This is a genomic window from Ruegeria haliotis (genome assembly GCF_013377785.1).
In the GTDB taxonomy this organism is placed as follows: Bacteria; Pseudomonadota; Alphaproteobacteria; order Rhodobacterales; family Rhodobacteraceae; genus Ruegeria; species Ruegeria haliotis.
Map to the genome: position 1 here is coordinate 43026 of NZ_JABXWT010000001.1, position 17552 is coordinate 60577.

The 17552-nt window shown below is 58.3% G+C and carries 14 protein-coding genes; 4 read left to right on the forward strand and 10 right to left on the reverse strand.

The window, feature by feature from the left end:
• The first annotated feature begins 2 nt into the window (after positions 1-2).
• Both HW561_RS00215 and dld read left to right on the forward strand, forming a co-directional pair.
• Entirely contained in the window at positions 3-1190 is a 1188-nt protein-coding gene (locus tag HW561_RS00215) for an alpha-hydroxy acid oxidase (RefSeq protein WP_176861170.1), read from the forward strand.
• Positions 1187-2875 (forward strand): D-lactate dehydrogenase, encoded by a 1689-nt coding sequence (gene dld, locus HW561_RS00220; protein WP_176861171.1) that lies wholly within the window; start codon positions 1187-1189, stop codon positions 2873-2875. Before HW561_RS00215 ends, dld begins: the two co-directional genes overlap by 4 nt.
• A 22-nt stretch (positions 2876-2897) precedes the next feature.
• Here dld and HW561_RS00225 read toward each other — a convergent pair whose 3' ends face one another.
• Positions 2898-4613: a SulP family inorganic anion transporter gene (locus HW561_RS00225; RefSeq protein ID WP_176861172.1), complete on the reverse strand. Its 1716-nt coding sequence runs from the start codon at positions 4611-4613 to the stop codon at positions 2898-2900.
• A 336-nt stretch (positions 4614-4949) separates the two neighbouring features.
• Complete coding sequence (gene gph, locus HW561_RS00230; protein ID WP_176861173.1) at positions 4950-5624, reverse strand: phosphoglycolate phosphatase; 675 nt, start codon at positions 5622-5624, stop codon at positions 4950-4952.
• 221 nt (positions 5625-5845) lie between these two features.
• Here gph and hemP point away from each other — a divergent pair, with 221 nt between their 5' ends.
• Positions 5846-6013 carry a hemin uptake protein HemP gene (gene hemP, locus HW561_RS00235; protein WP_176861174.1) on the forward strand — a complete coding sequence of 56 codons (168 nt, stop codon included), beginning with the start codon at positions 5846-5848 and terminating at the stop codon, positions 6011-6013.
• Positions 6010-6486: a hypothetical protein gene (locus HW561_RS00240; protein WP_176861175.1), complete on the forward strand. Its 477-nt coding sequence runs from the start codon at positions 6010-6012 to the stop codon at positions 6484-6486. The genes hemP and HW561_RS00240 overlap by 4 nt, the downstream gene beginning before the upstream one ends.
• Before the next feature lie 50 nt (positions 6487-6536).
• Here the strand turns inward: HW561_RS00240 and HW561_RS00245 are convergent, their stop codons facing one another.
• The 8 genes from HW561_RS00245 to HW561_RS00280 all read right to left on the reverse strand — a co-directional run bounded on the left by HW561_RS00245 (position 6537) and on the right by HW561_RS00280 (position 17538).
• A complete protein-coding gene (locus HW561_RS00245; RefSeq protein WP_176861176.1) occupies positions 6537-9602 on the reverse strand; it encodes an aminotransferase class III-fold pyridoxal phosphate-dependent enzyme in 3066 nt (1021 codons plus the stop codon).
• 106 nt (positions 9603-9708) lie between these two features.
• Positions 9709-10581: an NAD(P)-dependent oxidoreductase gene (locus HW561_RS00250; protein ID WP_176861177.1), complete on the reverse strand. Its 873-nt coding sequence runs from the start codon at positions 10579-10581 to the stop codon at positions 9709-9711.
• Positions 10582-10682: 101 nt separating this feature from the next.
• On the reverse strand, positions 10683-11072 hold the full coding sequence (gene cueR, locus HW561_RS00255; protein ID WP_176861178.1) for a Cu(I)-responsive transcriptional regulator: 390 nt from the start codon (positions 11070-11072) through the stop codon (positions 10683-10685).
• The gene (locus HW561_RS00260) at positions 11069-13549 is read right to left on the reverse strand and encodes a heavy metal translocating P-type ATPase (protein ID WP_176861179.1); all 2481 of its coding nucleotides are present in this window, start codon (positions 13547-13549) and stop codon (positions 11069-11071) included. The genes cueR and HW561_RS00260 overlap by 4 nt, the downstream gene beginning before the upstream one ends.
• Before the next feature lie 89 nt (positions 13550-13638).
• Complete coding sequence (locus HW561_RS00265; protein WP_176861180.1) at positions 13639-14397, reverse strand: SDR family NAD(P)-dependent oxidoreductase; 759 nt, start codon at positions 14395-14397, stop codon at positions 13639-13641.
• Positions 14394-15326: an SDR family oxidoreductase gene (locus tag HW561_RS00270; protein ID WP_176861181.1), complete on the reverse strand. Its 933-nt coding sequence runs from the start codon at positions 15324-15326 to the stop codon at positions 14394-14396. Before HW561_RS00270 ends, HW561_RS00265 begins: the two co-directional genes overlap by 4 nt.
• On the reverse strand, positions 15323-16225 hold the full coding sequence (locus tag HW561_RS00275; RefSeq protein ID WP_176861182.1) for a bile acid:sodium symporter family protein: 903 nt from the start codon (positions 16223-16225) through the stop codon (positions 15323-15325). Before HW561_RS00275 ends, HW561_RS00270 begins: the two co-directional genes overlap by 4 nt.
• On the reverse strand, positions 16222-17538 hold the full coding sequence (locus HW561_RS00280) for a flavin-containing monooxygenase (protein ID WP_176861183.1): 1317 nt from the start codon (positions 17536-17538) through the stop codon (positions 16222-16224). The genes HW561_RS00275 and HW561_RS00280 overlap by 4 nt, the downstream gene beginning before the upstream one ends.
• Between the last annotated feature and the right edge of the window lie 14 nt (positions 17539-17552).

The window sequence follows — 17552 nt, forward strand, 5'->3', positions numbered from 1 at the left end:
CCATGCGCCTGAATCAATGTCATAATTTCCACGATTTCCGAAAGCTGGCGAAACGGCGGCTGCCGGGACCGATCTTCAACTATATTGATGGCGGGTCCGATGACGAAGTGACGTACCGCGAAAACACCAATGCGTTTGATCGCTGCGACTTGTTGCCATCGGTTCTGCGCGGTGTGTCCGAAGTAGACATGTCCGTCACTGTGATGGGGCAGAAACTGGATATGCCAGTTTATTGCTCACCCACTGCGCTGCAACGGCTTTTCCATCATCAGGGCGAACGCGCCGTTGCTGCAGCGGCTGAGAAATACGGTACGATGTTCGGAGTTTCTTCACTGGGCACCGTGTCGCTTGAGGAGCTGCGGCAAAAGCACAAGAACCCGCAAGTCTATCAATTCTATTTCCATAAGGATCGCGGCCTGAACACGGCGATGATGCAACGCGCCAAAGAGGCAGGCGTTGAGGTTATGATGCTGACAGTGGACAGCATCACCGGCGGCAACCGCGAACGTGACTTGCGCACCGGATTCTCGATCCCGTTCCGCCTGACGCTGGGCGGTATGATCCAGTTTGCGATCAAGCCAATGTGGGGGATCAACTATGTCACCCACGAAAAATTCCGCTTACCGCAATTGGAAGAACACGTGGATATGGGCGGCGGCGCCAGTTCGATCGGCGGTTATTTTACCGACATGCTGGACCCGTCTATGAACTGGGATGATGTTGCACAGATGGTGCGCGACTGGGACGGCCAGTTCTGCCTGAAAGGGATCATGACAGTTGAGGATGCCCGTCGCGCTGCAGACGTCGGATGCACTGGCGTCGTCCTGTCCAACCATGGTGGCCGTCAGTTGGACGGTTCACGCACGCCTTTCGATCAATTGGCAGAGATTGTGGATGCAGTGGGTGATCGTCTGGATGTCATGATGGACAGCGGCATTCAACGCGGGACACATGTGCTCAAGGCGCTGTCGCTGGGCGCCAAGGCTGTTGGGGTTGGACGGCAGTACCTGTATCCCCTCGCGGCTGCAGGGCAGGTTGGTGTCGAACGCGCGCTGGGTCTGATGCGGGCTGAAATCGGCCGGGACATGAAACTGATGGGCGTGACACGCATTGATGAGTTGACCCGCGACAACATCCGCTTCCGGGGTCTGCCGCCAAACAGTATCAGCGCGCATAAGGGCGCGGCATGACCAATCAGCAGCTGATCAAAACATTTCAGTCCATCGTTGGTCCCCGCCACGTTCTGACCGGCGAACGCGCCACCGAACGCTTTCGCCGAGGCTTTCGCTCTGGTGAGGGTGAGGCACTGTGTGTCATCCAGCCCGGAACCTTGCTAGAGCAATGGAAGGTGCTTCAGGCTTGCGTGGTCGCAGACAAGATCGTCATCATGCAGGCGGCCAATACCGGTCTGACCGAGGGTTCAACACCGTCCGGAATCTATGATCGCGATGTTGTTCTGATCAATACCCGCCGGATGGAAACGCTGGTGCCGCTGAACAACGGGGAACAGGTTGTCAGCTTTCCCGGGGCAACCTTGTTTGCGTTAGAAAAACTGCTGGCCCCGCTGGGGCGCGAACCGCATTCGGTGATTGGTTCATCCTGCATCGGCGCGTCAATTGTGGGCGGTGTCTGCAACAACTCAGGCGGCTCTCTGGTCGAGCGTGGCCCGGTTTACACCGAGCTTTCCGTATATGCCCGTATCACCGAGCAGGGTGAGCTGGAGCTGGTCAACCATATGGGCATCGACCTGGGTGATACACCCGAAGAGATATTGGCCAATCTCGACACTGGTAGATTTGAACGAAACCCAGAGTCCACGAACAAGCGTGCCTCGGCCAGCGACTATGCCCAGATCGTGCGCGATGTGGATGCCGAAACGCCAGCACGCTTCAACGCGGACAAGGCAAAGCTGTTCGAATCCGCGGGGTCCGCCGGAAAATTGGCGGTATTTGCCGTTCGATTGGATACCTTTCCCAAGAATAAGACTGAGCAGGTCTTCTATATCGGCACTAACGATCCGGGCGATCTGGCCATTTTGCGCCGTCACATCCTGTCCGAGTTCAAATCCCTGCCGGTCTCGGCCGAGTACATGCAGCGCGATGTTTTCGACATCGCCGAGGCCTACGGCAAGGACACGGTTCTGATGATCGACAAGCTGGGGACCGACCGGTTGCCGATGTTCTTTGCCATGAAAGGGGCCGTGGATTCTCGTCTGCGCCGCGTCCCCTTTCTGCGCAACTTCACAGACCGTTTCATGCAAAGGGCTGTATCTCTGTGGCCAAGTGTTTTGCCCAAACGAATGACGGAATTCCGCGACCGTTTCGAACACCACCTGATCCTGAAGATGAAAGACAGTGGTATTGATGAAGTTGCCGCGTGGCTGCCAACCTTTCTGGCCGATCGCGATGCCGATTACTTTGAATGCACCGCGCGCGAGGCCAAGATCGCCGGTCTGCATCGGTTTGCCGCTGCGGGCGCTGCTGTTCGTTATATGGCTATTCATGTAAACGAGGTCGAAGACATTATCGCGCTGGACGTTGCCCTGCGTCGCAGTGATCAGGACTGGTTGGAGACGCTGCCATCAGAGATCGCGGAGCAATTGGTGCACAGGCTCTACTATGGCCATTTCATGTGCCACGTGATGCATCAGGACTATGTGGTCAAAAAAGGCGCAGATCCCAAGGCGCTGAAGGCGGCAATGCTCAGGCTGTTTGATGAGCGCGGTGCGGAATACCCGGCCGAGCACAATGTCGGCCATCTGTACAAGGCGAAACCTGATCTGGCTGCGCATTACAAATGCTGTGATCCGACCAATTCGTTCAACCCGGGGATCGGTAAAATGTCCAAGTCGCGGAACTATGCAGAAGAGCCCTGAAGGTCTGCGGCGCACCCGCATCCTAGCCGTCTTTGGTACCGCTTGCTTCTCGATTGTGAAACGCTTGCAATAGGCCACTGCCGGTTTCGAAAAAAGCGTCATCGCCGACCAGTTTGAGTAATCCATAGAGGTCCAGCTCTGCTTTTACATCGGGCTCGACCATAGTGAACACCAGCCGAATACCTTTTGAATCTAACAAGCGGCTCATGCTGCGCAGCGTGTATCCGGCGGTGAAATCGACCTCATCAATGGCTGACGCGTCGATGCAAAACCACGAGATCTCATTGTCCGGGTTTTGAACGATTGCGGTAACCTCATCGGTGAACCGCTGCATGTTTGCGTAATACATGCCGTGGGAAAACCGATAGATCACAAGGCCGGGTTCGAATTGGTTCGGCTCAGAGAGGTCTTTGGAGTGCCAGCTGCCAGATTTGGTTCGCACGATCACCGAGTTCTTGGGGCGATACCCGCGGCGCGTATGTACCATAAGTGACAAAACCATCGCAAAGAGTATTCCCTGTTCGACCCCAACCAGAACGACCACGGCGGCGGTTGCACCGGCGACCCAGAATTCGGATCGTGCCTGTCTGTAGATTGTCGTCAGCCCTTGCACATCGATCAGCTTGATCCCGATCAGGAACACGACAACAGACAGCGCAGCATTCGGCAAAAAGGCCAGGGGCCCGGTCAGAAACAGAAGGACGACCAATACGATCAGGACTGTTGTGAGTTGGGCGATTTGGCTGCGCCCACCGGTGCTGGCGACCATCTCGGTTTTGGTGGGGCTACCGTTGACAACGAATGTACCCGTGAACGCGGCGCCCAGATTGGCAAGACCCAGCCCAACAAGATCGGAATTCTCACTAAATTCCTCTTCGTTTTTGGCAGCGTACGCGCGTGAGGTTGCAGCGCTTTGGGCCAGGATGACGACGAAGATGGACAAGGCGGTTGGCAGCAACTGTTTGAACAAGGTCCAGGTCCATTGGACATCTGGCACCGACAAAGAGGGCAGGCTGCCGGGCACCACGCCCAGCACAGCAATTCCCTTGGCATCGAACTGAAACGTCCAACTGCACAGGATCACGCCCACTATGGCAATCAATGACCCCGGGATTTTACGTGATGCCCACCGGCAGCCAACAATCGTGCACAAGATGGTCGCAGATACTGCAAAGGTTGCCCAGCTGATATAAGAGAGGTTCTGAAATGTACTCAAAAGCTTGGCTATCGTGCCGTGCCCTTCCACTGCGACCCCCAGCATGCCCGCTATTTCACCGGTGGCCACCTGAATGCCCACACCGGTCAAAAATCCGACCAGCACCGTTCGGGACAGGAAATCGGCCAGAAACCCAAGCCCGATAACCCGTGCGGTGATCAAAAGAACAGCTGCCATCAAGGCCAGCAGGGAGGCCAGCGCCAGATACTCGGATGATCCGGTTACAGCCATCCCGGCCAGTGCCGAGGCCGTGATGGCCGCCGTAGCCGAATCCGCACCAACCACGAGATGCCGGGATGATCCGAACAAGGCAAACAGGGCCATCGGTATCAGGATCGTATACAGCCCAGTAATGACAGGCGTTCCGGCGATCTTGGTGTAGCCCATGACCTCGGGGATCGCGAGGCAGGCAAAGGTCAGACCGGCCAAGATTTCCGTCGGCAGTGTCGCGCGGTCGAAGGGCAGGATTCCTTGCAGAATGGGAAATGGAAACCTGCTGTCATCCCTTCGATTCTTTGCCATGCTACGCCCTGTTCTCAGTTTTCTTGCGTCATACGATTTTTTTGGTTCTGAATTCGGCCAAATGCAGCAGCCTGCCTAACCATAGTAAATGCATAAAAACTTTAGTAAATTTTTAGATCATCTTATGGATGATTTGCGCTGCTTACTGGCAGTTTATTGTTTCTCTACGGGAAACCCCCAATTTCGCCACCCAAACAGAGTCGGTAAACAGGTCTCAACCACAAGGTCGCACGCGGCCATATCACTTTTCCCCGATGAGGGGCTGGTCACGACCCCCTCGACCGGCCCCTCAAAAAGTTTCTGGGGCTGTTCAGCGAACCCGAAACACCCCCAGCTTTAGGCGGTCTGTTCCAGTTCCAGTAGCATCCTGCTCACCAACGAAGGCAACTCCGCGGCGGCGCCATAGCTGACCGTATGAGGGATTTCGACCACGGGCGATTTGCGGTATCCTTCGGTGAACAGCAGAAATGGTATCTGCGCGCGTTCCGCAGTTTCCGCATCGACTTCGCTGTCGCCGACAAACAGACGCGAACCTTTGGCTGACAAAGCATCGAAGCTTGCAGTCAGATGAATCGGGTCAGGCTTGCGTGTCTTCAGGGTGTCCCCGCCCAAAACCGCGTCAAAATACCGGGACAGATCCAGCGCGTCCAACACATGGCGGGCAGGCATCTCTGGCTTGTTGGTGCAGACACCCAAAACGCAACCCATTTGTTGCAATTGCGCCAATGCCTCGGGAATGTCGGGATAGGGCACGGTCGTTTCACTGGCGGCGGCGGTGTAATGTGTCAGCGTTAGTTGCGTCAGCTCTGCGTGGCGGTCCATTGGCAATTCGCAATGCCGGATCAGGCGCTCGACCAGCTTGGGCAGGCCATTGCCAACGAATCGCCCGATCACGTCGCGCGATGCGGGATCATGTCCAACGTCGATCAGCATCCGGTTTGCGGCGGCAACAATGTCGCCAAGGCTGTCTACCAATGTTCCGTCTAGGTCGAATACAATTGCTGCGTTCATTGAATGTCTGCCTAAATTACGCGTTTTCCAAGACCTATCGTGCATTGCAAGGTATCGCAAATACGTCGATTTAGGGGAAATCAGAACCGGGGCTTGACATACCTTACTAAATTAATCAGATTAAGCGCAGGAACCGACAGCCAACCCAATCGTGGGTCAGCCAGATCATTAGTAACGCGAACAGATAAGGCCGTTTGCCTGAAAAACTCTGGAGTTGTCCGATGAACGCGCAGACCCCGAATCCCAGCCAATCCTTTGCAGTCTCGATGCTTCCCGCGCACAAGGCCGAAGATCTGACAAACGGCGGTAATCTGGCCCATATCGAACTGGGCGACCAGTTGTATACCCTGCGCATCACCCGCGCTGGCAAACTGATCCTCACGAAATGAGCGCGCCTTCCCCTCGGGGCGGGGCGGCCGTAGGTCGCCTGTCCGATCTCAGTCCCGTCGAGGCGGGGGCCGTGATGTATTTGCGGCTCTGGAGCGAAGGTGCTGGTGGCCGCGCGGACGCTGCCAGTGATTTTGATATCGCGCTGGGCGCGGATCACGGGCGCGCTGCGACGCTGACGCTGGATCGCCTGTGTTCGCTTTGCGCCCATCACGGGCGTCGCCCGCTGGTACGCCATGGTCTTGAATGCGCTTGTCTGGGCGCGGATGAGAACTGCTTTGCCCAGATGATTGCCGCCGCGTCCGAGGGCGCGCGCGAAGACGCGATGATGATGGCGTCCCTGATTGTCCGCCCCGATTTTGCTCCGGCGCTTGCGTCGCTTTCCGAAGAATTGGGCTTTGCCCTTCGGCGCATGACAGCTGCCGTTCCAATGCCGACGACTGGCCATAAGACCCCCTCAGCCGTGCTGCACTAAATTGACGTGTTGGACGGTTAAACCCCGGCGTAAGCCGGGGTTTTTTTATTTCAGCAGCACCCACAGCCGGCGTGGTGATGATCGTGATCACAGATTGGGGCAGGGGTGTAGTCCTCGACTTCCGATAATATGCCACGCAGAGCCCACAGGATCATGTCGACATCCTCTGCTTCGATGGTCAAAGGCGGGCGAATTTTCAGGATGTTGTCCTTTGGACCCTCGCTGCCGATCAGGATGCGGTGATCGCGCATCCGGTTCTTGACGTATTTGCAGATTTCGGTGCCCTCAGAGTCGTCTAGGTTGATCAGCTCGACGCCCAGAAACAAACCCATGCCGCGCACATCACCGACGCAGCTGAAATCGGCCTCGATCTGATGCAGCCCGTCCATCAGGCGTGACCCCATTAGGCGTGCGTTCTCTTGCAGGCCTTCGTCGTCAACGATGTCCAGAACCTCTTTGCCGACCCGGCAGGACAAGGTCGAGCCGCCAAAGGTCGAGAAAAACTCGATCCCGTTGTCAAAGCTTTTGGCAATCTCTTTGGTCGTAACCAGTACACCCAGGGGATGCCCGTTGCCGATGGGTTTACCCATGACCACGATATCCGGCAACGCGCCCTGATGTTCGAAGCCAAAGTAGTACTCGCCCAATCGTCCAAGGCCGGTCTGAACCTCATCCGCGATGCACACCCCGCCAGCAGCGCGAATTTTCTCATAAACAGCAGGTAAGTAGCCTCTGGGCGGAATGATCTGACCGCCGACCGAAGGGAAGGTTTCGGCGATAAAGCCTGCCACCCCTTGTCCCTTGCCCTGCAGGGCAGCAATCGCCGGATCCACTAGGTCGGCAAACTTCTGGGCGCGATCCGGATCGTTGCGTTTGAACGAACCGCGATAGTCATCCGCCACCTCGACCAGCTCGACCCAATCCGCCTGGCCGACGCCGCCGTGTTTGTTGAACTTGTAGGCCGAAATCGCCACCGCCGTGTTGGTATTGCCGTGATAGCCATGATCTGGCGTCACGATCCCCTTGGCCCCGGTATGGGCTCGCGCCAATCGCAGCGCCAGCTCGTTCGCCTCGGTGCCCGAATTAACAAAGAAACAGACTTCGAAATGATCGGGAAGCTTGGACAATATCTTGTTGGCAAAAGCCGTTTGGGTCGGATGTAAATAGCGAGTATTCGAATTCATCCGTTTCAGTTGGTCCGCTGCAACGCCCTGAATCCGCGGATGTGCATGGCCCACATGCGGCACGTTGTTATAGGCGTCCAAATAGGGGCGGCCCCATTCGTCGAACAAGTGATGTTTCCAGCCGCGCACCAGCATGACCGGATCATCATAAGTCAGCGACAGGTTTCCACCGAAATGGTCGTGCCGTCCTTGCAAGATCATCTGCTTGTCTGTGGGTTGATAGAATACCGTGTCATCAGGCAGGTTCAGCAATGCCGCCGGATTGGGGCAGACAGCGTGCCACAGGAACATCTCATCCGGATCGCCGACTCCGGGCCAGTCAGCTTCCATCCCGTCGGTCGTCAGCGCCAGCTGGAAATGCACATGCGGCGCCCAACCGCCATTCTGGCTGGCATCGCCGAGTCGAGCGAAAGCCGCGCCTTGCGCAACGGGGTCGCCAGGGTGCAGACGGTCGCAGACCTCGGGGTCGAGATGACCGTAGAGCGTGTAGAACGGATCGCCCTCGGGCGTTTCGTGATGCAGGATCACGACCCCACCGTAATCGAGATGACTGTCACGGTTCTCGACCGCCTCGACCCGGCCGCTCATCGGGGCGTGCAGAACCGTGCCTGCGGGTGCAAAAACGTCCACGGCCAGATGTACGGTGCGCCGGTTGGACGCTTTCCAAGGTCCTTTGCGAAACCCCGGTTCGGCATAAATCAGGCGGGGCTCGCTGTAGTAGCCCAACCAAAGGCCTTTTCCGAATTCCTCACCCACGCGTGCCGCTTCTTCCAGAGGCATGTGAAACGGGTTTTGCGGCCAGACCGAGTTTTCGACCGACAGTGACCCCATCGGTACATCGCTCAGGTCCTGATCAAAAATCTGAGCAAAGTGGCCGCGATGGTCGAATAGATAAGCGTGAATTCGGTCGGCCCCGTCGGTGACCGGCAGCCCACAGGCGGCGCGCAGCCTTGCGGGCATAAGGCCCCCGTTGACAAACGCATTCTCAAGGAACCGCCATGCCGGGGCCTGAGAGATGGTGACGTAAGGATCGTCGGGATTTTCCGCTGCCATCAGGGTCGAGTTCACCACCGACACGGCCAGACGCATCCGCAGCAGGGGCCAGATCAGATCAATCTCATCCGGTCGCAGACGATTGGCCGCATGGTAGCCACAGACCAAAGCGGTCAGGGCGCGTTCGGGCTTGGGGTGATCCAGAACGACATAGGCGCCAGCGATGGCCAGATCGCAGATACGGGGGGCTGCGCACATGTCGCCCAGATCGATCAGCCCGGAAACGGACTGCCGTTGGCCCAACTCGCCTTCAACCAGAATGTTGTAATCGTTGGCGTCATTATGGATGGCCTGTTTAGGCAATGTGGCAAGCGGACCCGAGATCGCGTCAAACCCCGCAATAATCCCGCTCAGCAGCGCGCGTTGCTCCGGGTCGGCAATAGTATCCAGGTGATCACCGATCCAACCGGCCTGCATCAGATCCCATTTGAAATCCGCCCTGTTCAGCCCATCATGTCTGAACTGTTCCAAAGCACGATCGGTCGCGCCCAGAACCCGCCCCAGCTTCAGGATCAATTCCTCGCATTTGGGCGCGGCCTTGGCATAGCACTGCCCGGGCAAGCGTTCGAGCAACCAGACCAGCCGAGGTTCTCCCGCCTCGTCTTCAATCTCAGGCAGCAACGTCCCATTCAGATCCGGGAAGACCTTGGGAAACGGCAGACCCGGGGCCTCAGCCGAGATATGTTCCAGCGCCTTGACCTGCAGATCGACAAATTCAGTCTCACATCCTGCGCGCATGACCTTGAGGACATAATCCTGCCCGTTTGTGGCCTGGACCATAAAGTTCAGATCATATTCACCGTCCAGCCGCGAAAGTTTGGCGTCCAGTCCCCAGTGCGCCCGTAAGGCGTCCGCCCAGAATGCAGTCATATCGCTCATGGGATTTCCTGTCCTCTTATCACCGGGGTCCCCTTCATCTGGCCTAAAATACCTTCGGGGGTGAGTTGGCCCAACGGGCCAAGAGGGGGCAGACAGCCCCCTGCCTTCAATCCATCGCCCGTAGCCGTCTGATCAACGAGGACGTATCCCATCGCCCGCCGCCCAGTTTCTGCACATCCTTGTAGAACTGATCGACCAATGCCGTCAGAGGCAACGACGCATCGTTGTCATTCGCCTCATCCAGGCAAATCCCCAGATCCTTGCGCATCCAGTCGACGGCAAACCCATGATCGAAATGATCGTCCAGCATCGTCTCGTGGCGGTTTGCCATTTGCCAGCTGCCCGCGGCACCCTGACTGATGACCTCGACAACCGCCCGGCCGTCCAATCCGGCTTTTTCAGCAAAATGGAGCGCTTCGCTGAGGCCCTGAACCACGCCCGCGATGGCGATCTGGTTGCACATCTTGGTCAGTTGTCCCGCACCGCTTTCGCCTATACGGCGGCAGATTTTTGAGTAGACCTGCATCACAGGTTCGGTCGTGTCATAGGCGCGCTGATCCCCACCACACATGATTGACAGGATGCCATTCTCGGCCCCCGCCTGACCGCCCGAAATCGGCGCGTCTACAAAAGCGATTCCTTGGGCTTTGGCTGTTTCAAACAACGCACGTGTCACCGTGGCGGACACCGTGGTGTGATCGACGAAGATCGTGCCGTTGGACATGCCGTGAAACGCACCGCCTTCGCCGATGCACACATCGTGCAGGTCGTCGTCGTTACCGACACATGCAAACACGATCTCGGCGCCCAAGGCGGCCTCTTCCGGTGTTTTAGCCATCGCGCCGTCATGCTCGGCCACCCAGGCCTCGGCTTTGGTGGCGGTGCGGTTAAATACAGTGACTTCGTGACCTGCGGTCTGAAGATGGCCGGCCATGGGGTAACCCATGACGCCGAGGCCAAGGAACGCGACTTTTGCCATTTGGTGATCCTCTCCGCTGACCGGCCCCTCCCTTTGCAATGTGGCGGACCGGAATGTTCAGCAGAGACAAAGCAAAGCTGCGGCCAAAGGGCAACCCCGCGTTACGATTTGCCACCCAGATCCTGCAGGATCGGACAATCCGGCCTGTCATCGCCTGCGCAGGCATCGACCAGATGGCTCAGTGTATCGCGCATCGCGTTCAGGTCGGCGATCTTGGCTTCGATCTGCGTCAAGTGATCCCGTGCGACCTGCTTTACATCGGCGCTGGCGCGGGTCTCATCCTCATACAGTGCCAGAAGGGTACGGCAATCCTCGATGGTAAAACCCAGCGCGCGGGCGCGACCCAGAAAGTTCAACTTGTGCACATCCTTCTCGCGGAACCGGCGATAGCCGTTGTCGTCCCGCAGAGGTTTGATCAGGTTGATATCCTCGTAATACCGAATGGTTTTGGCAGGCAGACCTGTACGGGTGGCGACATCTCCGATGTTCATGCGTGGGCCTCCTCAGGTGTGGTTGGCGTTGTTTCCGGAACGCTTGCCCGTACACGGCGCAGGCGGAGCGCGTTTGAGACGACAAAGACACTGGACAGCGCCATTGCCCCGGCGGCCAGCGCTGGTGATAGAAGATGGCCCCCGAACGGATACAAAGCCCCTGCAGCGACTGGGATCAAAAGGATGTTGTAGCCGAAGGCCCAGCCGAGATTCTGCCGGATGTTGCGCATGGTTCGGCGGCTGATCTCTAAGGCATTGGCCACGCCGCGCAGATCGCCTGACATCAAGACCACGTCTGCCGTTTCGATTGCCACGTCAGTGCCTGTACCGATGGCGATCCCAATGTCGGCAGCCGCTAACGCCGGAGCGTCGTTGATCCCATCGCCCACAAACGCAAGTGTCCCGTGCTGGTCGCGCAGCGCGGTAATCGCTTCGAGCTTGCCATCCGGCAACACTTCTGCCGTGACATGATCGATCCTCAACCTGTCGGCCAATGCCTGGGCTGTTCGGATGTTATCACCCGTCACCATGGCCAAAGTCATCCCCATTTCGTGCAGCTGTGCCAAAGCTTCACGTGTCCCGGGCTTGATCGGGTCGGACACCGCAAGGCTTGCCGCTGCCTGGCCCTCAATCGCCATGAACAGCGGGGTGGCGCCGTCGTTGGCCCGCGCCTCGGCCTCGGCTTGCAGATCCGCAAGGTCGACGCCCTGTTGTTGCATCAGCCGGTACGAGCCGATCAGGACATTGCGACCCTCGACCGTACCTTGCAGACCAAGTCCGGTCAGCGATTGGATGTCAGACACATCGGGCAGGTCTGAAGGGCCGGCGCGGGTGATCGCTCTGGCGATGGGGTGTTCCGAACGCGCCTCCAGCGCTGCCGCAAGTCGCAGCACCTCAGTCTGACTAAAGCCGTTGGCCGTGGTGACGTTATCCAGTTCTGGGCGGCCAAGGGTCAGTGTCCCGGTTTTATCCAGTGCGATAACCCGGGCCTGCTGCAATTGTTGTAGCGCGTCGCCCTTTCGGAACAGCACGCCAAGTTCTGCAGCGCGGCCCGTGCCCACCATGATCGACGTGGGCGTGGCAAGGCCCATGGCACAGGGGCAGGCGATAATCAGGACCGAGACGCCAGCAACCAGCGCCAGCGGCAGGGCAGCAGGGGCCGGTCCAAAGATCAGCCATGCGATGACCGCAAGTGCGGCCGTCGCAATCACGGCAGGAACAAAGCGATAGGTGATCCGGTCGACCAATCCCTGAATGGGTAGTTTCGCCCCCTGCGCCTGTTCGACCATCTGGATGACCTGCGCCAGAACGGTATCGGCCCCAACCCGTGTGGCCCTGATACGCAACGCGCCGGTGCCGTTCACTGTGCCGCCAACAACCTGATCCTCGGTGGATTTCCCGATGGGCACCGGTTCGCCAGTAATCATACTTTCGTCGACATAAGAGGTGCCATCCAGAACTTCTCCGTCCACCGGCACACGTTCGCCAGGGCGGATTTGCAAAATGTCCCCGACGGTGATCTCCGCGATCGGGCGGTCCATTGTTGCGCCGTCTTGTTCAATCCGTGCGGTCTTGGGCTGCAACCCGACAAGTTTGCGGATTGCGGCGCCGGTCTTGCCCTTGGCACGCGCCTCCATCAGACGGCCCAGCAAGATCAGCACGACAATGACAGCGGCAGCCTCGAAATAAACGTTTGCGGTGCCTTGCGGCAGCATCTGCGGTGCAAACGTGGCCGCCACCGAGTACAGATATGCCGCTCCGGTGCCCATTGCGACCAGTGCGTTCATGTCCGGCGCGCCGCGCAGCAGTGACGGGACTCCTTTGGTGTAGAACATCCGCCCCGGTCCGATCAGCAGGGCGGAGGTCAAGGCGAACTGGATCAGATGGCTGTTCTGGACGCCAATCGTTGCTTGAACCCAATGGTGGAAGGCGGGGATCATGTGCCCGCCCATCTCGAGGATAAACACCGGCAGGGCCAGAACGGCTGCAAAGACCGTGGCACGGGTCAGCTTGTCGATTTCATCAGCCTTGGAACTGGGGGCGGGATCGGCGCCTTGCGCATTTTCCGTATGTGTCGAGTAACCGATAGCCGTGACCGCTTTGGCCAGCGTGGCCAAGTCGCTCGACCCTTCGACATATGTCACCGTTGCGCTTTCGGTCGCGAGGTTCACGCTGGCTTCGACCACACCTGAGCTGGAGGCGAGCGCACGTTCGATCTTGGACACGCAAGAGGCGCAGTTCATCCCGTCGATTTTCAGAACAGTCTGCTGTGTCGCAGCGGGGTATCCGGCGGTGTCCAAAGCGCAGGTAAGCGCGGAAATTGACCCCTTGAACGTGACCTGTGCGGTTTCGGTTGCAAAATTGACCGTAGCCGTTTCTACGCCGGGCACATCGCGCAGCGCGGTTTCAACGCGGGCAACGCAAGAGGCGCAGCTCATGCCACTAATCTCAATTTGTATTGTTTGAAGGTCCGCCATCCGACTCATCCCGGCAGTTCATTTGTCCTTCAAGTGGGGGTTCCAGTGACAGGAAGGTCAAGAGGGGTGTCGCGTTTTTTCAGATAAACTCACGCCCCGCGAATTTTTCGCTCCATCAATCGCTGGTACAGGCGCGGGGACAAACGGTTGAGCCACCAGGCAAGGTGCGCCACGCGACCGACGGGGATAGTCGGCTGAGAACGGTCAAGACCACGCAGGATTGTCTCGGCGGCGGCGTCTGGGCTCATTTCGTCAACTCCGTCCTTTGCAGACCCCGGTCGGGTGGTCCCGTCAGCTTGCGTTTCAGCGTTACCAAGATTGGTCGCAACAAAAGAGGGCGCGGCAATGTGAACCTTCACCCCAAATGGTTCTTCTTCAGACCGCAGCGATTTGAAGAACCCTTCCAGCGCGTGTTTCGAGGCCGCATAGGCGGTGCGATGATAAAGCGGCGCGAACCCGGCCACGGATGAAATGGCCAGATGCGCACCCCGCGTTTTTCGGACCTCGGGCAGAAACGCACGGGCCGTCTCGACGGCGGCGAAATAATTGACCTCGAACAATCTGCGATGGCTGGCATCGTCGGATTGGTCAAAGCCGCGGATCTGGGTAACGCCTGCGTTGTAAATCACCAGATCGATACTGTCGCTTGCGGTGATAATGTCCGAGGCCGCGCTGCGCAGGTGTTCAGTCTTGGTCAGATCACACACAACCGGCAATTGATTGGAGCTGGTATCCAGTCCGGACACGTCCAGATCCAACAGGACGACCCGCCAACCCCGCGCCTGCAGCGCCTTGGACAAAGCCTGACCCAGACCGCCAGCGCCGCCGGATATGACTGCGGTTTTCACAACCCGGCCTGCTGCTTCCAGAAGTCAAAGACTTCGGCGCTGGTTTTCTCGGGTGTATAGCCGAACTCGGATTTCAGCGCTGAATTGTCCAGCACGGGGCGATATTGCAGAAACCGCACCTGCTCGGGCCCATATCGCGACGCGCCCAAAGGTCGGGCCAGAGCCAGCGCAGCCCTGAGCACCCAGGCAGGCAAGCGCAGGACCGGTTTGCCCAGTGTCTTGGCAAGGTCAGAGACACCCAAAGCTCCGTCTCCGGCCACATTGAATATGCCTGCCGGGCCGTCAGTGGCGGCGCGTTTCAAAATGCGGGCCAGATCGCGGGTCCAGATGAACACAAACGGGCTTTCGGTACCGGAAACAGCCAACAGGCGAGGTTTGTGGAATAGGGCGGTAATCTGGTTCTCGGTGCCCTCACCCAAAACCGTACCAACGCGCAGAACGACCTGCTCCAAACCGGGTGCCAGTGTTCGGGCCTCGGCCAACAATTCCTCGACCTGTCGCTTGTGGTCGGAATATGGGAATTCGGGATTGCCCCGCAGAGGGTCACTTTCGCGCAACGGCACACAGTTGTCCGCGTGATAGCCATAAGCCGCCCCGGACGAGGTGACGACCAACCGACGGACGCCGCTAGCAATGGCCGCATTCACGACCTTGCGGGTGCCTTCGACATCGACGGCATAAGCCGCCTCGCGTCCTATCTTGGGCGTTGGCGTGACGATGGATGCAAGATGCACGATGACGTCGGGCTTAACTTTGCCGATGACTCGCGCCGGTTCCCCGGTGGTGACATCCATGCGTAGAAAGGCGACCCCGTCCGGCATGTTATCGGGCGGATGCAGGTCGGTGGCAAAAACCTCGTAGTCTTTCAATTCGGTCAACAGGGCCCGCCCGACCATGCCTGCGGCGCCGGTGATCAGAATTCGGGTCATTGCGCCGCCTCGGTTCTGGACATGACAGAGGCGAGGGCGATGCCTGAGATCGCGTGCCAGATGCCCCAGAACGCGGCGACCACGGCCATGCCGCCCAATCCGTGAAAGAAGGCAAAGATCAGAACCAAGCCTAGGCCCGAGTTCTGTATGCCGGTCTCGATTGTTATCGCGCGGCGGTCAAAGGGGGACAGTCGGGTCACGGTGGCAAGGATCCAGCCACCCCCCAGCGCCAAGGCATTGTGGAGGACCACAAGCCCGGCAACAGCTCCGGCGAAGCTCAGGAAAAAACCCCAGTTGGCCGCCAGTGCAAGTATGATGAAGGCAAGGAAAATGCCCATAGATAGATACTGCAGCGGAGTGCGCAGACGTGCCGCCAGATCAGGCCGACGTTGGTTCAAGGTGACGCCCAGCACCAGCGGCAGGATCAGCATCAGCCCAACAATGATGGCAATCTGAGCTGGATCAATCTCGGTCTGTTGCAAAATCGCGCGTGTGGGTGGGTATAGCCCGCCCCATAACGCGATGTTGAACGGGGTCATGAAGATGGCCCCGATGGTGGCAAATGCTGTCATGGACACCGACAGGGCCGCATTTCCGCCCGCGCGATGGGTGATGAAGTTCGAGATGTTCCCACCCGGACAGGCCGCGACAAGGATCAGCCCCAGCGCAATTGAGGGGCGAGGCGCAACCAGCCAGACCAACACGAAAGTCAGCACCGGCAAAACGATGAACTGCGAGGCCAGCCCTACGATCACCGGCTTTGGGGCGCGGCGGAGGCGGTCAAAGTCTCTCGGTGCCAAGTCAATGGCGATTGAGAACATGACAATCGCCAGTATGGCATTCAGCAGCGTCAGCGACGCGGGGCTGAAATTCAGCGTCACCTCGTCAATGCCACTCATGCGGCAGCTTTCCGGAACCGTTCGATCCAGCCTGTGACTGCTTTGCGGTACGTGGCCTTGTCCACATAATATGCCATCCGGGCGAGGTTGAGGTAGTTCATGCCGCCGGTGGCGCGCTCATAGGTTTCTTGTTTCTGGGTTTTCAGGTCAGCCGCCACAGGGCAGCCATTCTGAATACCTTTTATGTAGCGCGCCACCAACTCGGCCTGCTCGTGTCGTCCTTGCCAGCCCAATCCGGTTGCTTCGATCATGCCCAGAACAAACAGATCATCCCGTTCCGGGTGTATGGCATTGAGGTAAAGATGCGGTGCATCGCCCTGCCAGTTCAGCAGATTTTGATCAATGAACGGGTAATGCAGTTTGTACCCCGTGGCGGCGAGGATCATGTCGTAATCTTCACTGGCGCCATCCTTGAAATGGACGGTTTTCCCTTCGATTCGCTCAATGTCGGGCTGGATGCGCAGATCGCCATGACCGGCGTGATACAACACCAGAGAGTTCACGACCGGGTGGCTTTCATACAGCTTGTAATCCGGTTTCGGAAAACCGTATTTCTGCGGATCGCCAACGAACCAGCCCAGGATCAGGCTATCCACCTTGCGCTTGAGCCACATTGGCAAGTTGATTTTGCCGCCCATCGTGTCGGCGGGTTTGCCAAAGACGTATTTGGGGACAAAGTAGTATCCGCGACGCATCGACAGGTCACAGCGCTGGGCATGGTGGATCGCATCCACAGCGATATCGCAGCCTGAGTTGCCCGCGCCCACGACCAGCACGCGCTTACCATCGAACTGGCTGGGATAGCGGTATTGCGAGGCATGGATCAGTTCACCGTCGAAGGTGCCGGTGAACGTGGGCGTGTTGGGCTCGGACAAGGTGCCATTTGCAATCAGAACGCCTGCGAACTCGGCCGCATGCTCGCCGCCGTGATCCCGCCAACAGATGCGCCATCCATCGCCCGGTGCGCCCAGCGGGGTGATGTCAGTAACTTCAGTGTTGAACCGGTAATAATCGCGCAGCCCGTAATGGTCAGCGAAATCGCGGAAGTATTCGCACATGGCCCGGTGTGACGGGTATTCGGCCACCGTGTCGTCCATCGGAAAGTCGGCGAACTCGGTCATTCGCTTGGATGAAATCAGATGGGCCGACTCATACATGGTCGATTTGGGGGCATCGATGTCCCACAGCCCCCCAACATCCGAGTGCAACTCGAATCCCTGAAAATCAATGCCTTGTTCTTTCAGCACCTTGGCCGTAGCCAGCCCCATCGGACCCGCCCCGATCAGGGCGAATGCTTCGCGCGTTTCCGTCATGAACCCTCCCCAAG

Excerpts from the sequence above, each read along its gene's own strand:
- HW561_RS00275 (WP_176861182.1), bottom strand. The coding sequence starts at position 16,225 with ATGAGTGGCATTGACGAGGTGACGCTGAATTTCAGCCCCGCGTCGCTG.
- HW561_RS00280 (WP_176861183.1), bottom strand. The coding sequence starts at position 17,538 with ATGACGGAAACGCGCGAAGCATTCGCCCTGATCGGGGCGGGTCCGATG.
- HW561_RS00225 (WP_176861172.1), bottom strand. The coding sequence starts at position 4,613 with ATGGCAAAGAATCGAAGGGATGACAGCAGGTTTCCATTTCCCATTCTG.
- HW561_RS00260 (WP_176861179.1), bottom strand. The coding sequence starts at position 13,549 with ATGGCGGACCTTCAAACAATACAAATTGAGATTAGTGGCATGAGCTGC.
- dld (WP_176861171.1), top strand. The coding sequence starts at position 1,187 with ATGACCAATCAGCAGCTGATCAAAACATTTCAGTCCATCGTTGGTCCC.
- cueR (WP_176861178.1), bottom strand. The coding sequence starts at position 11,072 with ATGAACATCGGAGATGTCGCCACCCGTACAGGTCTGCCTGCCAAAACC.
- HW561_RS00245 (WP_176861176.1), bottom strand. The coding sequence starts at position 9,602 with ATGAGCGATATGACTGCATTCTGGGCGGACGCCTTACGGGCGCACTGG.
- gph (WP_176861173.1), bottom strand. The coding sequence starts at position 5,624 with ATGAACGCAGCAATTGTATTCGACCTAGACGGAACATTGGTAGACAGC.
- HW561_RS00215 (WP_176861170.1), top strand. The coding sequence starts at position 3 with ATGCGCCTGAATCAATGTCATAATTTCCACGATTTCCGAAAGCTGGCG.
- HW561_RS00270 (WP_176861181.1), bottom strand. The coding sequence starts at position 15,326 with ATGACCCGAATTCTGATCACCGGCGCCGCAGGCATGGTCGGGCGGGCC.
- hemP (WP_176861174.1), top strand. The coding sequence starts at position 5,846 with ATGAACGCGCAGACCCCGAATCCCAGCCAATCCTTTGCAGTCTCGATG.
- HW561_RS00250 (WP_176861177.1), bottom strand. The coding sequence starts at position 10,581 with ATGGCAAAAGTCGCGTTCCTTGGCCTCGGCGTCATGGGTTACCCCATG.
- HW561_RS00240 (WP_176861175.1), top strand. The coding sequence starts at position 6,010 with ATGAGCGCGCCTTCCCCTCGGGGCGGGGCGGCCGTAGGTCGCCTGTCC.